Annotated in this window: 14 protein-coding genes; 6 read left to right on the top strand and 8 right to left on the bottom strand. The window is 39.9% G+C overall.

What is annotated here, in order from left to right; genetic code table 11:
* The first annotated feature begins 78 nt into the window (after positions 1-78).
* Together cydH and L4C37_RS05815 are read left to right on the top strand one after the other, a co-directional pair.
* A complete protein-coding gene (gene cydH, locus L4C37_RS05810) occupies positions 79-168 on the top strand; it encodes a cytochrome bd-I oxidase subunit CydH (RefSeq protein ID WP_137372432.1) in 90 nt (29 codons plus the stop codon).
* An 81-nt stretch (positions 169-249) separates the two neighbouring features.
* Positions 250-1,404 carry a patatin-like phospholipase family protein gene (locus L4C37_RS05815; RefSeq protein ID WP_429768098.1) on the top strand — a complete coding sequence of 385 codons (1,155 nt, stop codon included), beginning with the start codon at positions 250-252 and terminating at the stop codon, positions 1,402-1,404.
* A 142-nt stretch (positions 1,405-1,546) separates the two neighbouring features.
* On the opposite strand, the gene pyk is transcribed toward L4C37_RS05815, so the two are convergent.
* The gene (gene pyk, locus L4C37_RS05820; protein WP_273295970.1) at positions 1,547-2,992 is read right to left on the bottom strand and encodes a pyruvate kinase; all 1,446 of its coding nucleotides are present in this window, start codon (positions 2,990-2,992) and stop codon (positions 1,547-1,549) included.
* Positions 2,993-3,305: 313 nt separating this feature from the next.
* Between pyk and mlc the strand changes: the two genes are divergently transcribed.
* Together mlc and L4C37_RS05830 are read left to right on the top strand one after the other, a co-directional pair.
* Positions 3,306-4,523, top strand: a complete 1,218-nt coding sequence (gene mlc, locus L4C37_RS05825; RefSeq protein WP_137372435.1) for a sugar metabolism global transcriptional regulator Mlc — start codon at positions 3,306-3,308, stop codon at positions 4,521-4,523.
* A gap of 169 nt (positions 4,524-4,692) precedes the next feature.
* Positions 4,693-5,634: a chemotaxis protein CheV gene (locus tag L4C37_RS05830; protein WP_429768099.1), complete on the top strand. Its 942-nt coding sequence runs from the start codon at positions 4,693-4,695 to the stop codon at positions 5,632-5,634.
* A 366-nt stretch (positions 5,635-6,000) separates the two neighbouring features.
* Here L4C37_RS05830 and L4C37_RS05835 read toward each other — a convergent pair whose 3' ends face one another.
* A complete protein-coding gene (locus tag L4C37_RS05835) occupies positions 6,001-6,741 on the bottom strand; it encodes a YciK family oxidoreductase (protein ID WP_429768100.1) in 741 nt (246 codons plus the stop codon).
* 134 nt (positions 6,742-6,875) lie between these two features.
* On the opposite strand from L4C37_RS05835, the gene sohB reads away from it, so the two are divergent.
* Positions 6,876-7,943 (top strand): protease SohB, encoded by a 1,068-nt coding sequence (sohB, locus tag L4C37_RS05840; protein ID WP_167493997.1) that lies wholly within the window; start codon positions 6,876-6,878, stop codon positions 7,941-7,943.
* Positions 7,944-8,080: 137 nt separating this feature from the next.
* Here sohB and L4C37_RS05845 read toward each other — a convergent pair whose 3' ends face one another.
* Genes L4C37_RS05845 through L4C37_RS05855 form a run of 3 tightly spaced genes read right to left on the bottom strand, consistent with a single transcriptional unit; the run spans position 8,081 to position 12,917 of the window.
* Complete coding sequence (locus L4C37_RS05845) at positions 8,081-9,661, bottom strand: SpoVR family protein (protein ID WP_137372438.1); 1,581 nt, start codon at positions 9,659-9,661, stop codon at positions 8,081-8,083.
* Positions 9,662-9,672: 11 nt separating this feature from the next.
* The gene (locus L4C37_RS05850) at positions 9,673-10,944 is read right to left on the bottom strand and encodes a YeaH/YhbH family protein (protein ID WP_137372439.1); all 1,272 of its coding nucleotides are present in this window, start codon (positions 10,942-10,944) and stop codon (positions 9,673-9,675) included.
* A 38-nt stretch (positions 10,945-10,982) separates the two neighbouring features.
* The gene (locus tag L4C37_RS05855; RefSeq protein WP_137372440.1) at positions 10,983-12,917 is read right to left on the bottom strand and encodes a PrkA family serine protein kinase; all 1,935 of its coding nucleotides are present in this window, start codon (positions 12,915-12,917) and stop codon (positions 10,983-10,985) included.
* A gap of 370 nt (positions 12,918-13,287) precedes the next feature.
* Between L4C37_RS05855 and L4C37_RS05860 the strand changes: the two genes are divergently transcribed.
* Positions 13,288-14,040 (top strand): MipA/OmpV family protein, encoded by a 753-nt coding sequence (locus tag L4C37_RS05860; RefSeq protein ID WP_429768147.1) that lies wholly within the window; start codon positions 13,288-13,290, stop codon positions 14,038-14,040.
* Positions 14,041-14,193: 153 nt separating this feature from the next.
* Here L4C37_RS05860 and L4C37_RS05865 read toward each other — a convergent pair whose 3' ends face one another.
* From L4C37_RS05865 to L4C37_RS05875, 3 genes are all read right to left on the bottom strand, one after another.
* Positions 14,194-14,694, bottom strand: coding sequence for a YfbU family protein (locus tag L4C37_RS05865; RefSeq protein WP_137372442.1), 501 nt, complete (start codon positions 14,692-14,694; stop codon positions 14,194-14,196).
* 304 nt (positions 14,695-14,998) lie between these two features.
* The gene (pflA, locus tag L4C37_RS05870) at positions 14,999-15,739 is read right to left on the bottom strand and encodes a pyruvate formate lyase 1-activating protein (protein WP_137372443.1); all 741 of its coding nucleotides are present in this window, start codon (positions 15,737-15,739) and stop codon (positions 14,999-15,001) included.
* Between the two features lie 162 nt (positions 15,740-15,901).
* A complete protein-coding gene (locus L4C37_RS05875; protein ID WP_273297335.1) occupies positions 15,902-16,903 on the bottom strand; it encodes a lipid A deacylase LpxR family protein in 1,002 nt (333 codons plus the stop codon).
* Positions 16,904-17,016 lie beyond the last annotated feature (113 nt).

A 17,016-nucleotide genomic window follows, 5' to 3' on the forward strand; every position in this document is an offset into this window, starting at 1 on the left:
CGATTCTTGAAGATACTTCACACAGCTGATACAACTTAATAGAACCAAATAAAACTTATAAAAAATACAGAGGTGTCTATGGACCAAAATCTGAAAAATGCTCTACAAATTGTTGTTTTCGCTTTAGCGATAATCATCACTTTCGGTTTTATCGCGATTGGCAGTTAGATTTTTACTAGGTAGACGAGATGGATTGATCTTCAATGGGGTTAGCAGTCCGCGTCTACCTAAATCAACCCCTTACTTATTATGAATAGAGCCCTGATAACTAACTCTGAATCAGCAATTGATTTAGATTATTACTCTAAATACATTATTGGGAAAACGGCACTGGTTGCCCAAGGTGGCGGGCAGAGAGGCATTTTTACCTCCGGTGTTTTAGATTCTTTCCTGTTATCTAACTTTGACCCTTTTGATGATTTTTTTGGCACTTCTGCTGGTGCGCTAAATCTTTGTGCATTTGTCTGTCGCGAGCAAGGGCTAGGTAAATCATTTATAACTGAACTTACAACCTCACCAGAATTCTTTAATCTCTTTTCTTATATCAGACACAATAAAGGTTTAGGTTTAGAGTGGGCGCTTGAACAAGTCTTCTCTTACCCCTATAAGCTGGATATCGATCTTGGTCGCCAAGTATTAGGAAGCCGGAATATATTTGCAGCTGTGACTGATGCTCAAAACCTGAGTGATCACTATTTTCCACTATTTGGCGATGAATGGTACAAAGCCATGCTGGCAACATGCGCAATCCCAAGGCTTTATAATGGAGAAGTTATCATTGGTGACCGCTCTTATGTCGATGGCGGTGTTTCTGCATGTATACCGGTTCAAGAAGCATGGCGCAGACAAGCTCGTTCTATTGTCGTGATTAGAACTGAACCTGTGCTTGAAGAAAATGAACCTACTGGTAATAATGAAATGGGTCCTCCCAAAGCGATATCTGTAGAGGAATTAGAATGGTTTAGAGAGTCGTTCAGCAGTGTGCAAGGTCATTGGCAGCAGCGTGTTGAACAATGGAAAACCGACTGGACTTCATTTTTTCAGCAGCAGATATCACGTTCCAAAGAACAAAAAAAAGAACGAAATAATTTAGATTTATTAAATGGTGGACGCTGGCTATTTGGCGCTGACGATATCTACCGTTTAAGCCATTTAGTGGGTGATAAATTTGATTCCGGCTTAGCCGATATGTTGATGGTACATTATCAAACATATTCGTTGACTCAAGACTTCTTGAATAACCCGCCGGATGATACTTACATTGTTCAAATTGCTCCGAGTCAGCCTCTGAAATCCAGTTCGTTAATGAGCGATAAAGTGGACTTATTGCATGATTATCAGTTGGGGTTGGAAGCAGGGTATCGATTTATTGAGGCTTATTCATTAGTCAGTCACAAGAATTAGCCAATTGTGAATTACTTAGTTGTAAGTTGTAAATGAGTGAGACCTAACCTTGAGTTTTAGCGTAGTGATATATGAATTTAAACATCAAGCACTTAGTTGGTAAGCACTTGATGTTTAGTTAAAGATAAACATTAAAGTATCATTAGGTGACGGGAAGGATTCTCATACAGTTTGTCGACCCAGCAACATCCATAATATCCCCCTGAGTAATAATGACGAGGTCACCAAACTTCAAGTGATTTTTGCTTTTTAGGTTCTTAAGTGTTGATAAAGCAATATCTAAGCTATCTTCTTCATCGGTCTCAAAATAGATAGGAGTGACGCCTCTATACAACGCACAGCGGTTAAGTGTTTCTTCATTTCGAGATAAAGCATAAATGGGCATGTCAGCACTGAGCCGTGACATCATTAAGGCTGTTCTACCTGATTCAGTCAAAGTGACGACGCCTTTGATTCCTTCCATATGGTTTGCTGAATAGATAGTTGCCATAGAAACTGTTTCCTCAGCCGTGACAAACGTGCGATCAATTCGGTAGTTGGATTGATTAACCGAAGCCATCTTCTCTGCCCCGACACACACTTCAGCCATCGATTTCACGGTTTCAATTGGGTAATCACCCGCAGCGGTTTCACCTGATAGCATTACCGCGTCGGTTCCATCTAATACTGCGTTTGCAACATCCATTACTTCTGCTCGTGTTGGCATTGGAGCTGACATCATAGATTCCATCATTTGCGTCGCAGTAATGACAGTTCGATTAAGCGCTCTAGCACGCCTTATAAGCTGCTTTTGAACCCCAACAAGTTCTGGGTCGCCAATTTCAACTCCAAGGTCCCCACGGGCGACCATGACAACATCTGAAGCCATAATGATGTCGTCCATACTCTCTTCAGTTGCAACTGTCTCTGCTCTTTCAACTTTAGCAACTAAATGCGCTTCAAGACCCGCTTCACGTGCAAGCTTTCGGGCATAAATCATATCTGCACCATTTCTTGGGAAAGATATTGCTAAAAAATCCACCTTGATCTGAGCTGCTGTGACGATATCTCTTTTGTCTTTTTCTGTCAGCGCTTCGGCAGAAAGCCCCCCACCTTTTTTATTGATACCTTTATTGTTCGACAAGGGGCCGCCAATGGTAACTTTAGTGTGAACTTTACAGCCTTCGACTTCTGTGACTTGCAGCTGAACACGTCCATCATCCAGTAGTAAAACATCCCCGGAACAAACATCATTGGGAAGTTCTTTATAATCAAGTCCTACCGACTCACTTGTGCCTTCACCTAAGCCAAGGCTACTATCAAGTGTAAAGTTATCACCGATAGTTAACTGAACTTTGCCATCCTTAAAAGTCGACACTCGAATTTTTGGTCCTTGTAAGTCCCCTAAGATAGCGACTTGAGTTCCTAATTTTGCAGCTATGGCTCTTACTTTTTGAGCTCGAAGAATATGATCTTCACTGGTCCCGTGAGAAAAGTTCATACGAACAACGTTTGCACCTGCTTTGATTATTTCTTCAAGAACGTTGTCTTTATCTGTTGATGGACCAAGTGTTGTGACAATTTTTGTTTTTCGTAATTCAGCTGTCATTGGAGTCTCCTGTGTTCAACTAAATTAAGTATATGCATTAATGCCCATTTTATTTGGAGAGGCCATACAAATTAGCGAATTCGAAGGAAAATAATAAAGAAATACAGCTATCATTGGTATGTGTGTGGATATTTTACTTAAAAAAATAAGCCAGTATTTGTTAGAAAAAGTGTTAATTTTTATTGAACTATTTGACTAGATACACAAAGATTCGTGTATATACGTGATGCCTGTCACGGCGATATACCAAGTGACTTCACAATTACTTCGCAAAGTAAAAAAATTGCTTTGTTAATGATTTCTGGAGCATAAAATGTACATGGCTCAACCGGGCCATATTGATCATATCAAACAGGTCAATGCTGGTCGTGTATATAAACTAATAGACCTTAAAGGTCCCATTTCTCGTATCGATTTGTCCAAGCAAAGTCAGTTGGCTCCGGCGAGTATTACCAAAATTACTCGTGAACTCATTGAAGCGCATCTTATTCATGAAACTACAGTTCAAGAAGCGACAAGTCGAGGTCGCCCTGCAGTTGGTTTACAAACCAACAATGAGGGCTGGCAATTTTTATCGATGCGCCTTGGGCGAGGCTATTTGACGATCGCACTCCATGAATTAGGAGGCGATGTTTTAATTGATACCAAAATTGATATTCATGAAATTGATCAAGATGATGTATTGGCTCGCCTTCTTCATGAAATCGATGAATTTTTTCAAACCTATTCAGAGCAACTAGATCGAGTAACGAGTATTGCAATTACGTTACCGGGGTTAGTGAATTCTGAAGAGGGGATAGTGCTACAAATGCCTCACTATAATGTAGAGAACTTAGCACTAGGTCCTGAGATTTATAAAGAAACGGGTTTACCGGTTTTTATTGCGAATGACACAAGAGCGTGGGCATTGGCTGAGAAATTATTTGGTAACTCCCAAAACAATGAAAACTCCGTCCTTATCTCGATCCACCACGGCCTTGGCGCCGGGATTATTTTAGATGGGCGAGTATTGCAAGGTCGACACGGTAACATCGGCGAGCTAGGTCATATTCAAATCGATAAGAATGGCAAACAGTGCCATTGTGGAAACCGGGGCTGTTTAGAAACGGTTGCAAGCTCCAAAGCGATTCGAGAGCAAGTCACAGAACGAATTGCAAATGGCGAACAATCGAGCTTAAGTGAGCTAGAAACAATTTCTTTGGAAAATATTTGCGGAGCTGCTGCACAAGGTGATCCTCTTGCTGTTGAAGTTATAGAGCAACTTGGTCAATACTTAGGTTCTGCGATAGCGATGGTGATTAATCTGTTTAACCCTGAAAAAATCTTGATTGGTGGTGCAATTAACCAAGCTAAAGAGGTTTTGTTTCCTGTCATTCAAAAGTGTATTGAAGAGCAGTCTTTACCTGTTTACCAGCAAGACCTTGAGTTAGTAGAGTCTCGTTTTTATAAGCAAGCGACAATGCCTGGTGCTGCTTTGGTTAAACAAGCACTTTTCGATGGTCAACTGCTAATGAAAGTGATTGAAGGTTAACGGATATTAGTCAAATCTAACTATTGTTTAGCGTACCGAGTTCTTGTGATTTGCTTTAACATTTTTAGAGTTTATCTTTAGAAACGCTTTTATTGATATCTAAGCTTATTGACTTGGGCTATGGTAACTATAGATATAATTATAGTTATAGTGATTACTAGGGTGTTGTATGTCTGGAGTTTTAAACTCAGTTGACCAAAGAACTAAGCTCGTTGGTGAAAACCGACTTGAGCTGCTTTTGTTTAGTTTAAATAGTCGTCAACTTTTCGCGATTAACGTATTTAAAGTTAAAGAAGTTTTAAAAGTCCCACCTTTAACTCGATTACCAGGGGCTCATCATCACATAACAGGTGTGGCTTCACTACGCGGTGAATCTGTGCCTGTTATCGATCTTCGAAGTGCAATTGGCTTTCCTCCCTCAAGAGATGACTCACAAGAACAAAATCTTATCATCACGGAATATAACCGAAGTGTACAAGGTTTCCTTGTGGGGCAAGTCCGTAACATTGTTAATACGGCATGGACTGAAATTCAGCCACCTCCAAGAACATCAGGACGTAATAATTATCTGACAGCGATTACTCATATCGAAGAAGATAAATTGACGAAAATTGTTGAAATTATTGATGTTGAAAAAGTATTAGCGGAAATTATTGAATACGATGTATCGATCTCTGAAGGTATTTTAGATTCGCAGTTAGCCAATGAAATGATTGGTCGAAATGTACTGATTGTTGATGATTCTTCAACAGCAAGAAATCAAGTGAAAGGCACTTTGTCTCAACTCGGACTCAATATTATTGAGTGCCGAGATGGCTTAGAAGCGTTGAACTTACTTAAATCTTGGTGTGATGCCGGTAAGAATATAAATGAAGAGCTGCTTTTGATGATTACCGATGCAGAAATGCCGGAAATGGATGGCTATAAGCTGACACATGAAGTGCGCAGTGATCCTCGTATGCAAGATCTTTTCATTACGTTAAACACATCTTTAAGCGGCAGTTTTAATGAAGCTATGGTTGAAAAAGTAGGGTGTGACCGCTTCATATCTAAGTTCCAGCCAGATTTGTTGGTTCAAGTAGCTCAAGATAGACTGCGCCAGATTTTATAAGTGGAATGGTGTTCTATATAGATCTGATGACGATTTGATAAATAGTTGTTATATTAACCATACATATTTTACATAGTGAAATATGTAAAACTATCTAACGTAACTTTTCATCAAAATTTTAGGGTAGTTCCTACAATGATATGGTTAACATCTAAAGTCGTAATGACTTTAAGTATTTTACTGTATAAGGAAATTAAGAAAAGACGTACGGAAGCTGAAGTTAAGGGTTAACTTAACGAATTGATTTAAAAGGGAGGCTTGCCTCCCTTTTTCTTTATCTGGATAAAATAGAAATTGCTTAATTTATAGATCTTACAACGACTATTTTGAATTTTCCTGCGAAATAACCGTTAAAAGTATTGAAAGTTATTTCGGTTGCGCATCAATACATTGACCATTCACATCTGTTATTTCTGGGCTCATCAAATGTAAATAAAGCGGCATAATATCAATCGGAGCTTTCAGCTGGTTTGCATCTTCACCTGGGTAAGCTTTCGCTCGCATCCGAGTTTGTGTTGCCCCAGGGTTAATGGCATTAACTCGAATTGGCGTCTCTTCTAACTCATCAGCTAGAATTTGCATCATTCCTTCCGTTGCAAATTTAGATATTGCATAAGTTCCCCAAAAAGTACGTCCAGAGTGTCCAACTGTTGAAGAGGTAAATATAATTCTGCCAGCTTCAGACTTTTTGATGATAGGAAGTAATGCTTGAGTCATTAAAAACTCGGCTTTAACGTTTATTTGCATGACATCATCAAAAGTATCTTCATCAATCTGATCAAAGGGACTTAATGTGCCTAATACGCCTGCGTTATGTAGTAAGCCATCTAAACGACCAAATTGACCTTCAATCGTTTCTGCCATATCAATATAGTTTTGCTTTGTTGCCCCTTTTAGATCAAGAGGAATAATAGCTGGCTGAGGGTAGCCTGCAGACTCAATTTCATCGTAAAGGAATTCTAGGTTTTTAACATTACGACCAAGTAAGATGACCGTTGCTCCATGCTGAGCAAAACTAAGAGCAGCTTGGCGACCAATACCAGCTCCAGCTCCTGTAACTAAAATTACTTTATCTTTGAGGGCATCTTTAGAGATTGGGAAATCCACTGTGCGCATCCTTCTTTTAATTATGTAAGTCATTCCATTGATGTTTTATCACACAGATAACTGCAGGAATGAGTAGAAATTCTTGGTAATCGTGACAAGATCGTTACAATACACTAATTCATACATTAGGGGATATGACATTGGAATTTTTGTTGGACTACGGCTTGTTTTTAGCCAAGATTGCGACAGTCGTAATTGCCATTATTGCTATTTTAGTTATTGCTAAGTCAGTAGGTGGAAAATCAAGTGCGATAAAAGGTGAATTGGAAATCACTAACCTTTCAGAGCACCATAAACAAACGATTGAGCAGTTAGAGCATCATTTACATGATGAAGCTTTTATTAAAGCTCGCGATAAAGCTGAAAAGAAAACAGAAAAAGAAAAAAATAAATCTCGTGATAAAGAAATTAAAAAAGCCGCCAAAGAGGGTGAATTAGATAGTAAACGTGAATCGCACCTGTTTGTTCTAGACTTCAATGGCAGTATCGACGCAAAAGAAGTGGCTTCCCTACGTGAAGAGGTGACAGCGGTTATAGCGGTTGCACGTGAAGGTGATGAAGTTTTACTTAAACTTGAGTCTGGAGGTGGCATGGTACATGGTTATGGCTTAGCTTCTTCTCAACTAGATCGCATCAAAGCGGCAGGTCTGCCTCTAACTATATCTGTAGATAAAGTCGCCGCAAGTGGCGGCTACATGATGGCTTGCATTGCAGACAAAATTGTTTCTGCACCGTTTGCTATTGTGGGCTCAATTGGCGTGATTGCTCAACTGCCTAATTTTAATAAGCTTCTTAAAAAGCATGATATTGAATTTGAGCAGCTTACCGCGGGTGAATACAAACGCACATTGACCATGTTTGGTGAGAACAGCGATAAAGCACGCGAAAAGTTTAAAGAAGAATTAGAAGAAACACATGATCTATTCAAAAACTTCATCCGAGACCATCGTCCAGCTCTAGACTTGGAAAAAGTCGCGACAGGCGAGCATTGGTTTGGTACTCAAGCTTATGAATTAGGCCTTGTTGACGAACTTCGTACATCAGATGATTTGGTCGTTGAGGCTTGTAAAGATAAGACTGTTTTAGCTATTCATTATGTGCAGAAGAAAAAACTATCTGACAAGTTAGCGGGCGTTGCGGGTAAATCGGCAGATAACGTATTAATGAAGTTAATTGAACGCGGGCAAAAGCCAATTGTTTAACTGATTTCATCAGTCTCACGTTTTTTGTGAGTTTATAAATATCAAGTTACCGACGTAACAATAAAATAAAGCGCATAGGCTCAAGTCTATGCGCTTTATTCGTAATTACATTTATTAAACTGAAGCAAACTAGGTGATTAAATTTTTCCACCATAATCGTTTCGCTTTGGACATGCCGCGAGTATCTCTCTGTGCCCGGTATCTTTAAGCTCTTCTAAGATGACGTCAAAGCCCCACAAGCGATATAAGTGTTTTAATACCTCATCATAACCTTTATCTAAGGGAATGCGGTCATGAGGTACATACTGCAGTGTCATGGAGCGATCCCCGCGTATATCAACATTAAAAACTTGTATATTTGGCTCTAAATTACTGAGGTTATATTGAGCGGCCAGTTTTTCCCGAATTAACCTGTAACCTGATTCATCGTGTATAGCACTAACTTCAATATGATTCTTTCTGTCGTCATCGAGAATTGAGAACAGTTTGAAATCGCGCATTAACTTGGGTGATAGATACTGACTTATAAAACTCTCATCTTTGAAGTTGTGCATAGCAAAGTGTAAAGAATCCAACCAATCACTTCCTGCCAGTTCAGGGAACCATTCCTTATCCTCGTCTGTTGGCTCTTCACAAATCCTACGAATATCCCGAAACATGGCGAAGCCAAGCGCATAGGGGTTAATACCACTAAAATATGGACTGTTGTATGCTGGTTGAGCGACAACACTAGTATGGCTATGTAAAAACTCAAGAATGAACTTATCGCTGACTAAACCTTCATCGTACAAATGATTCAAAATGGTGTAATGCCAATAGGTCGCCCATCCTTCATTCATTACTTGCGTCTGCTTTTGAGGGTAATAGTACTGGCTTATTTTACGTACAATACGCACGCATTCTCGTTGCCAAGGTTCCAGTAAAGGGGCATGCTTTTCGATGAAATAAAGAATATTTTCTTGTGGCTCGGAAGGAAAACGAATTTTTAGGTCTTCTTCCTTCTCTTTTGCCTTTGGAACTGTTCGCCATAATTCATTTACTTGCGATTGAAGATAAGCTTCCCTTTCTTCTTGTCTTGCCGTTTCTTCTGCGATAGATATTTTTTCTGGTCGCTTGTAGCGATCTACTCCGTAGTTCATTAAAGCGTGACAAGAATCGAGCAGTTTCTCTACTTCAGAAACACCATATTTCTCCTCACAGCTTGCAATGTATTTCTTAGCAAACAACAAATAATCAATAATCGAGCTAGCATCTGTCCAGGTTTGAAATAGGTAATTACCTTTAAAGAATGAGTTATGCCCGTAACAAGCGTGTGCCATCACAAGAGCCTGCATCGTGACTGTATTTTCTTCCATTAAGTAAGCTATACACGGGTCAGAATTAATGACGATCTCGTAGGCAAGCCCCATCTGACCGTGTTTGTAATTTTGTTCTGTTTGGATGAATTTTTTGCCAAAGGACCAATGATTATAGTTAATTGGCATGCCTATGCTTGAATAGGCATCCATCATTTGTTCTGAAGTGATTACTTCTATTTGATTAGGGTAAGTATCTAATCGGTAATGCTCTGCAACACGTTTAATTTCTACGTGGTACTGCTCTAGTAGGTTAAAGGTCCAGTCTGGTCCATCAGGCAGAAGCTTGCTTGTATCACGCGCTTTAGGCGTTGCTTGTGCGTTTGTTTTGCCTTTTTCGGCAACGTCTGGTTTCGTTGTCATGGCAAATCTCCTTACGCTGTCTCTTTCTTAAAGAGTTCCCTAAATACAGGGAAGATGTCATCGACCGTTTTGATATTCTTCATAGCAAAATTGGGAAAACTGGTTTCCAGCTTTTCGTATTCATGCCACAAAGTTTGGTGAGAACGGCGTGTAATTTCTATATAAGAATAATACTGGCAGTTTGGGAGGAGCTTATTCACCAGTAACTCTTTACATCTTGGTGAGTCATCTGCCCAATTATCCCCATCAGAGGCTTGCGCCGCATAAATGTTCCACTCTCCGACTGGGTAGCGGTCAGCAATGATTTCGTTCATTAATTTCAATGCACTTGAAACAATTGTGCCACCTGTTTCTTGTGAGTAGAAAAACTCATGCTCATCTACTTCTTTGGCTTGAGTGTGATGACGAATGAATACCACATCCACATTTTCGTAAGTTCGATTTAAGAATAGGTACAGCAACACGTAAAAGCGTTTCGCGATATCTTTGGTTGCTTGATCCATCGAGCCAGATACATCCATTAAACAAAACATCACGGCTTGGCTTGAAGGAATTGGGCGTTTCTCATAGTTTTTATAGCGTAAATCAAACGTATCAATAAAAGGTACACTCTCAATTTTCTTTTTCAGAGCCGCTATTTCGTCTTTAATACGTGTTTCTTCAAATGGTTGAGCTGGTTCTTTCATCTGTACTTGGTCAAGCATATCTACCAACTCATTGAGTTGACGCCTTTTACCTGCAGTCATAGCGGTACGACGTGCTAGTGACTGTTGTAATGAACGAACAATAGCAATATTTGAAGGAATCCCTGCAGTTTGATAACCCGAACGATGTATTTTCCATTCAGTGATCTTATTGAGCTGGTTTTTCTCAAGGTTTGGCAGTTCCAGATCTTCAAATAAAATATCTAAGTATTCATCTTTAGAAATTTGAAAGGTAAATTCATCTTGTCCTTCACCATCTTGGCTAGCATCACCTTGACCTGAGCCTCCACCTTGTCCGCCTCCTTTAGGGCGATCAATTTTATCGCCCGTAATGAACTGGTCATTGCCAGGGTGTACACGCTCTCTCATGCCACCTTGACCTTGGTGGAATGTTGGTTCCTTTATGTCTTTATGCGGAATCGTAACGTCTTCACCTGATTCAGTATTTGTGATTGAACGTCGGTTCACTGCATCGGCAACCGATTCCTTGATTTGCTCTTTATGGCGTCTTAAGAAACGCTGCCTATTTACAGCGCTCTTATTTTTGCCATTGAGTCTCCGATCGATAAATTGAGCCATAGATCCCCCTCTAAGTATTGTCGTTGTGATCCTACTTTTTACGAGGATTTACGAACTCTTAGGTACCACTCAGAAAGCAGCCTAACTTGCTTCTCGGTGTAACCTTTTTCCATCATGCGAGCAACAAAGTCGTCGTGCTTCTTCTGATCTTCAGAGGATGTTTTCGCATTAAAGGAAATGACCGGCAGCAGTTCTTCTGTATTTGAGAACATTTTCTTCTCAATGACTGTGCGTAGTTTTTCGTAACTTGTCCAAACCGGATTAAGCCCATTGTTATTCGCTTTAGCTCGAAGAACAAAATTAACGATTTCATTACGGAAGTCTTTAGGGTTGCTAATGCCTGCAGTTTTCTCAATTTTCTCAAGTTCACCATTAAGTGAAGCACGATCAAACAGCTGACCTGTTTCCGGATCACGGTATTCTTGGTCTTGAATCCAAAAATCAGCGTAGGTGACATAGCGGTCAAAAATATTTTGTCCGTATTCAGAATAAGACTCTAAGTAAGCGGTTTGAATTTCTTTACCAATAAACTCTACGTAGCGAGGCACTAAGTAGCCTTTAAGGTATTCTAAGTACTTCTCTGCTTGCTCTTGCGGGAATTGCTCACGTTCAATTTGCTGCTCAACAACATAGAAAAGGTGAACAGGGTTAGCCGCGACTTCGGTTTGATCGAAGTTGAATACCCGAGATAGGATTTTAAAAGCGAAACGAGTAGATAGACCTGACATGCCCTCATCGACACCAGCATAGTCACGATACTCTTGATAGCTTTTGGCTTTTGGATCGGTATCTTTCAGTGTTTCACCGTCATAAACCCGCATTTTGGAGAACAATGATGAATTTTCCGGTTCTTTTAGACGAGAAAGAATACTGAACTGAGAAAGTAGCTCTAGGGTACTTGGTGAACATGGCGCTTTAGACAGCTCACTGTGTTCCAATAGCTTCTGGTAGATTTTGACTTCTTCAGACACACGTAAGCAATAAGGTACTTTCACTATATAAACACGATCAAGGAATGCTTCATTGTTCTTGTTATTTCGGAAGGTCTGCCATTCCGATTCATTGGAGTGAGCTAGGATCATGCCATCAAACGGTAAGGCTGACAGCCCCTCTGTACCGTTGAAGTTCCCTTCTTGAGTTGCGGTCAATAATGGGTGTAAGACTTTTATCGGAGCCTTAAACATTTCGACAAACTCCATTAGCCCTTGGTTAGCTTTACATAAAGCACCAGAGTAGCTGTAGGCATCTGGGTCATCTTGCGAGAAGTGTTCAAGCTGGCGAATATCAACTTTCCCCACAAGTGAGGAGATATCTTGATTATTTTCGTCACCAGGTTCTGTTTTTGCAATCGCCAATTGATCTAAAATTGAAGGGCGAACTTTAATTACTTTGAACTTAGATATATCACCACCAAACTCATGCAAACGTTTTGCTGCCCACGGTGACATGATTGAGCGTACATAACGCTTTTCAATACCATATTCTTTTTTCAATAAATCCCCATCTTCACTCACGTCGAATAAGCAGAAAGGGTGATCATTGACAGGGCTACGCTCTCCATTAGCAGAAAGTACATAAATAGGCATTTTTTGCATTAATGCTTTGAGTTTCTCCGCTAAAGATGATTTACCGCCCCCAACGGGACCAAGTAGATATAGAATTTGTTTGCGTTCTTCTAGACCTTGGGCTGCATGTTTTAGGTAAGAAACGATTTGTTCTATGGCGTCTTCCATACCATAGAAATCTTCAAACTCTTTATACCGAGAAATCACGCGGTTAGAAAAAATTCTACTGAGCCAAGGGTCTTGGGCTGTATCAATAATTTCAGGCTCACCAATAGCAAGTAGTAGACGTTCGGCAGCATTTGCGTAAGCGCTTTTATCATCTTTACAGAGAGCAAGAAAATCTTGCAGAGACAGCTCTTCTTCTTTTGCAGCCTCATAACGAGATTGATAATGGTCAAAAATACTCATAGTCACATTCCCCTTGTTAACCAGTCATACTGACGAGCGATTGAAAATAGATTCCCCTTACATTTTAAGACTAGACCTGACTACACAATTTTGCTTAGCAATTATGTATTTATTTACATTTAGATATGCAAATTGAAAGACGCAACGCAGATGTGGTGTGTTCGCTGCTGGCTTTAAAAAAGTGAATTATTGATTGTGATAATGCTTGAGGTTGAATGAATAGTCGTTCAAGGTGTGTTTTTATATGTTTTGATAAATATTTATGGCTTCATTGTCTTTTGGTATGAGGTTCCATATAATAAGCGCGGACGATTTATGCTCATACAGCCCAAAGATATAGGAACTCAAAGTGAAAAATAGTTGGTTAAAAATGTGCTGTATTAGTGCAGCAATATTGATGACAACAGCAGCTCAAGCGAAGATCTCTCAATGGTCATTAGGTGCTGCAGCATCGTATTCTCCTGCGGTTTATATTGATACTCCATCAAACCAAACGGTTATTCCGCTAGTCGGTTATGAAGGTGAGCACTTTTTCATGCGTGGGTTTAGCGCTGGATACAGGCTCTTACCTGCTGGTAGCCCACAAAATATTGTTTTCAGAGCTTTTTATGACCCGAGAACCTTAAAGCCGAGTGATTCGGATAATACTGATATTCGTTTACTTGATGAACGAAAAGCATCGATTATGGGAGGTGTGAGCTATCAATTAATCACGCTGGTGGGTATGTTTGAAGCAACGGCTGGGTCTGATCTTGGTGCTAAGCATAACGGTCTTTACGCTGAAGCTGCTTGGCGTTTACCTATTCGTCGTAAAGGGTGGGCTATTACTCCTGCAATAGGTTATGCATATAATAGTGAACGTTTGAATAACCATTTATATGGTGTGAGCAGTTCAGAAGCGCAGCGAATAGCAAATGATGGTAATGGTACGATTAGCTCATTTGATGCTGACTGGGACGGTCAATACTTCATTGGACTAAGTGCTTATGCCCATGTTACGCCAAATATTCGTGTAACTGGTGGTATCCGTTACACAAACCTTGAAGGCGATATTGAGAAGAGTCCTATCATTGAAAGTGGTGTAAACACTACCGCAAATGTCGGCGTAGCTTACGTCTTCTAAGAGTTACTGAATAGATATTAAAAGGGGTGGATACACATGTATCCACCCCTTTTTTTTGCTATTAACTTTTCTTTGAATTCATTTGCTAAACATAAATCCTAATCTAAATTATATGGATTTAAGTTAGGTTAATTCAGTTAAGCTAATATCTAGTTAAGCACTAAATATTTGGCTTAGCTCTGTTGAGCATAAGTGGTATTGGCGAGGGCAATTGCGCCATGTAGTTAGCATTCGACGATATTTCTCAAGCATTGGCATCTGGCTGTTGAAGTGGTGATCAGCTTTATCGAATTGAGGGTATAGACCTTCGGAATCAATAAGGAAACGCACGTAATTAACCGATTGTGCTTCGGAAGCAATATCAAACCCTAAAAATTGCAGGCGACGTTGATCAACATCTTTGCGCTCTGCATCAGAAAGCATTTTGTTTGACTCTTGCATCGCGTGATACATTTCCATGATGTCGATAGTTTCACGACATTCGCTCTCTGTTAAACAACCAAATTCCTTGTTGAGTTCTCTCATTTGAAGTTCGTAACCACGTTCTACAATTGTTTGCAGACGTTGGTACTTCGTAGAATTCTCAGGGTCCATTTGAGACATAAGCTTGTATTGATTTGATAGAATTAGACGCTGAGCATTGGTCATTTCCATAAGGGAAACCTCACTTAAAACTAAATGTAATATTATTTTGTTGAAGTAAGATTAACAGTAATCATACGTACCGAAACATGATCTCAACACAGATTTAATACGATTTTTTGAAACTATAAACAAAACTTGTAAGTAAAAATAAAGAGACGAGTTGCGAGGAAATTAAAAGTGAACGGTTTACTCTTAGCTGGGTGAATTGATGGGTGAAACCTTATATAGATTGGTAGCAGAGAATGATAAATAGTAGGCAATAAAAAAGCGCCTAGCTAAAGTTGAGGCGCTTTATAGTAACTTCAAATCGTTATCAGTACTTAACGTTCGGGTGGTATTGCTTTAATACTGCAACAATTTCGTCCATGAGTTCTTTGCTTGGTGGATTGACACCATCAAGTGGGTATTCGTTACCCATAGCTTCCCATTTGTGAGCGCCCAGTTTGTGATAAGGCAATAGTTCAACCTTTTCGATGTTGTCCATATCCTTGATGAACTCACCAAGTAAGTGAGCATCTTCAGGTTTGTCTGTGTAACCAGGAACCACAACATAACGAATCCAGGTTTTCTTTCCTATCTTATGTAAGTAGCGAGCAAAATCTAAAGTTCGTTTATTGGAAACACCAATGAAGTCATGGTGAATTTCATCACGCATGTGTTTTAAATCAAGCATGACCAAATCAGTGGCTTCCAGTACTTCATCAACAACATCTGTATGCTTACGAATATAGCCATTAGTATCAAGACAAGTGTGAATGCCTTCAGCTTGCGCGGCTTGGAAAAAATCACGAACGAACTCAGGTTGCAGCATTGCTTCTCCGCCTGAACAGGTAATGCCACCGCCAGAAGCTTTCATAAAATGACGGTATGATTTAGCCTCGTTGATGATTTCTTCGACCGTTATTTCTTTTCCACCGTGAGTATCCCATGTATCGCGATTATGGCAGTACATACAACGCATTAAGCACCCTTGAAGAAACACAATAAAGCGGATTCCAGGGCCATCGACAGTACCACAAGATTCGAAAGAGTGAATGCGACCAATTGTAGACATGAGCTATTCTCGTATAGGAATTTATGCGGTTATTTTATTACAAAACCGGTACATAAAATAGGGTCAAATCGGTCGATGTTCCTAAAAATAAAGGCAATAAACCTCTTGGTTCATTGCCTTTATTTATAAATCATTTACAGCTTTAACATCGCGTAAATACGATTAAAAGAAGGTGAAGAAAGTTATTCCACCTGTTGTGTAAATTTTCTCTTTTGCTTCTTCATAATCTGGTGTTTTTACTGTGAGAGCAAAGGCTGCTCCAACGTATTGATTATACCAAGCAACACCTGCAACCGCTGTTGCTTGTACATGTTCTAAAGTCACATCATAAATAGCCGGATTTTGCCCGTTCTCATGGGCATATTTATCGACACCAGAGCGATCCCCTTCAATGGTTAGGTCGTTGAATCGGTAACGTCCTTCAAGTCCTGCGTAAGTGAACCAACCATTATTGGATGCGCCAATCATGCCCGGTCTAAATGGGTTTTCAGTTGTTATCGTGGCGGCACCAAAATTGCCACCTAGGTCAGTTCCCCAGCGCATCATAAAGCCAGTGGACACATCACTGCGGAAGTTACCAACATTAACTTCGATGATGTTAGAAACTTCCCAATCAGTATTCGCAACCGCTTGAGAACGTAGCAGATTAAGATGAGTCAAGTAGCCAATGCTTCCAGCGTATTCGTCATCGACTTGATATTCCCACCCCAGAGGGTCGTCTGACTTGGTAATGGAGTGCACCAATTTCTGAGCATCTTCAGAAAGTGCACGTTCGCCAGTAGTACCAAGAGTGATATTGAAACGCTGGGCTTGCTGTGGGTGTAAGCTAATGTAGTTGATCTCAGTATGTAGATAGCCTGCATATGGGCGATCATTTGCTGAAGGAGTTTCAACTTCAATATCTGAAGGGGTATACATTTTATGACCAAGAGTGACTTCCCATTTGTCTAAAGAAGCCGCTCCCCACAAAGATAGACTTAGTGGCTTGGTCCATTCATTAGGGGTAATTCCCGCAGACGTATAAGAGAAGAAAAGACCGTTGGTGTAGTCTTGATCGACACCAAAAATACCATCGTTATCTAAAGCGAAGGTTAACGTTGAGCGTTCTGATGCGATTGATGAGAATGACAGAAGAATCAATGGTAAACAGCGAAGGTATTTCATGCAGTAACTTACTTTCTAATTATGAACCAAGATAGTACCGTAATTCGAATTTTGATGTGAAATAAAAGTGGATAGAACAGTGTTTTTTTACTCAAACTGATATTTCAAATAGC

This window comes from Vibrio kagoshimensis (genome assembly GCF_050337535.1).
Taxonomy (GTDB): Bacteria; Pseudomonadota; Gammaproteobacteria; order Enterobacterales; family Vibrionaceae; genus Vibrio; species Vibrio gallaecicus.

What these genes read in the sequence shown, in the direction of transcription:
- cydH (WP_137372432.1), top strand. Translation starts at nt 79, where the DNA reads ATGGACCAAAATCTGAAAAATGCTCTACAAATTGTTGTTTTCGCTTTA.
- L4C37_RS05815 (WP_429768098.1), top strand. Translation starts at nt 250, where the DNA reads ATGAATAGAGCCCTGATAACTAACTCTGAATCAGCAATTGATTTAGAT.
- pyk (WP_273295970.1), bottom strand. Translation starts at nt 2,992, where the DNA reads ATGACAGCTGAATTACGAAAAACAAAAATTGTCACAACACTTGGTCCA.
- mlc (WP_137372435.1), top strand. Translation starts at nt 3,306, where the DNA reads ATGTACATGGCTCAACCGGGCCATATTGATCATATCAAACAGGTCAAT.
- L4C37_RS05830 (WP_429768099.1), top strand. Translation starts at nt 4,693, where the DNA reads ATGTCTGGAGTTTTAAACTCAGTTGACCAAAGAACTAAGCTCGTTGGT.
- sohB (WP_167493997.1), top strand. Translation starts at nt 6,876, where the DNA reads ATGACATTGGAATTTTTGTTGGACTACGGCTTGTTTTTAGCCAAGATT.
- L4C37_RS05845 (WP_137372438.1), bottom strand. Translation starts at nt 9,661, where the DNA reads ATGACAACGAAACCAGACGTTGCCGAAAAAGGCAAAACAAACGCACAA.
- L4C37_RS05850 (WP_137372439.1), bottom strand. Translation starts at nt 10,944, where the DNA reads ATGGCTCAATTTATCGATCGGAGACTCAATGGCAAAAATAAGAGCGCT.
- L4C37_RS05855 (WP_137372440.1), bottom strand. Translation starts at nt 12,917, where the DNA reads ATGAGTATTTTTGACCATTATCAATCTCGTTATGAGGCTGCAAAAGAA.
- L4C37_RS05860 (WP_429768147.1), top strand. Translation starts at nt 13,288, where the DNA reads ATGTGCTGTATTAGTGCAGCAATATTGATGACAACAGCAGCTCAAGCG.
- L4C37_RS05865 (WP_137372442.1), bottom strand. Translation starts at nt 14,694, where the DNA reads ATGGAAATGACCAATGCTCAGCGTCTAATTCTATCAAATCAATACAAG.
- pflA (WP_137372443.1), bottom strand. Translation starts at nt 15,739, where the DNA reads ATGTCTACAATTGGTCGCATTCACTCTTTCGAATCTTGTGGTACTGTC.
- L4C37_RS05875 (WP_273297335.1), bottom strand. Translation starts at nt 16,903, where the DNA reads ATGAAATACCTTCGCTGTTTACCATTGATTCTTCTGTCATTCTCATCA.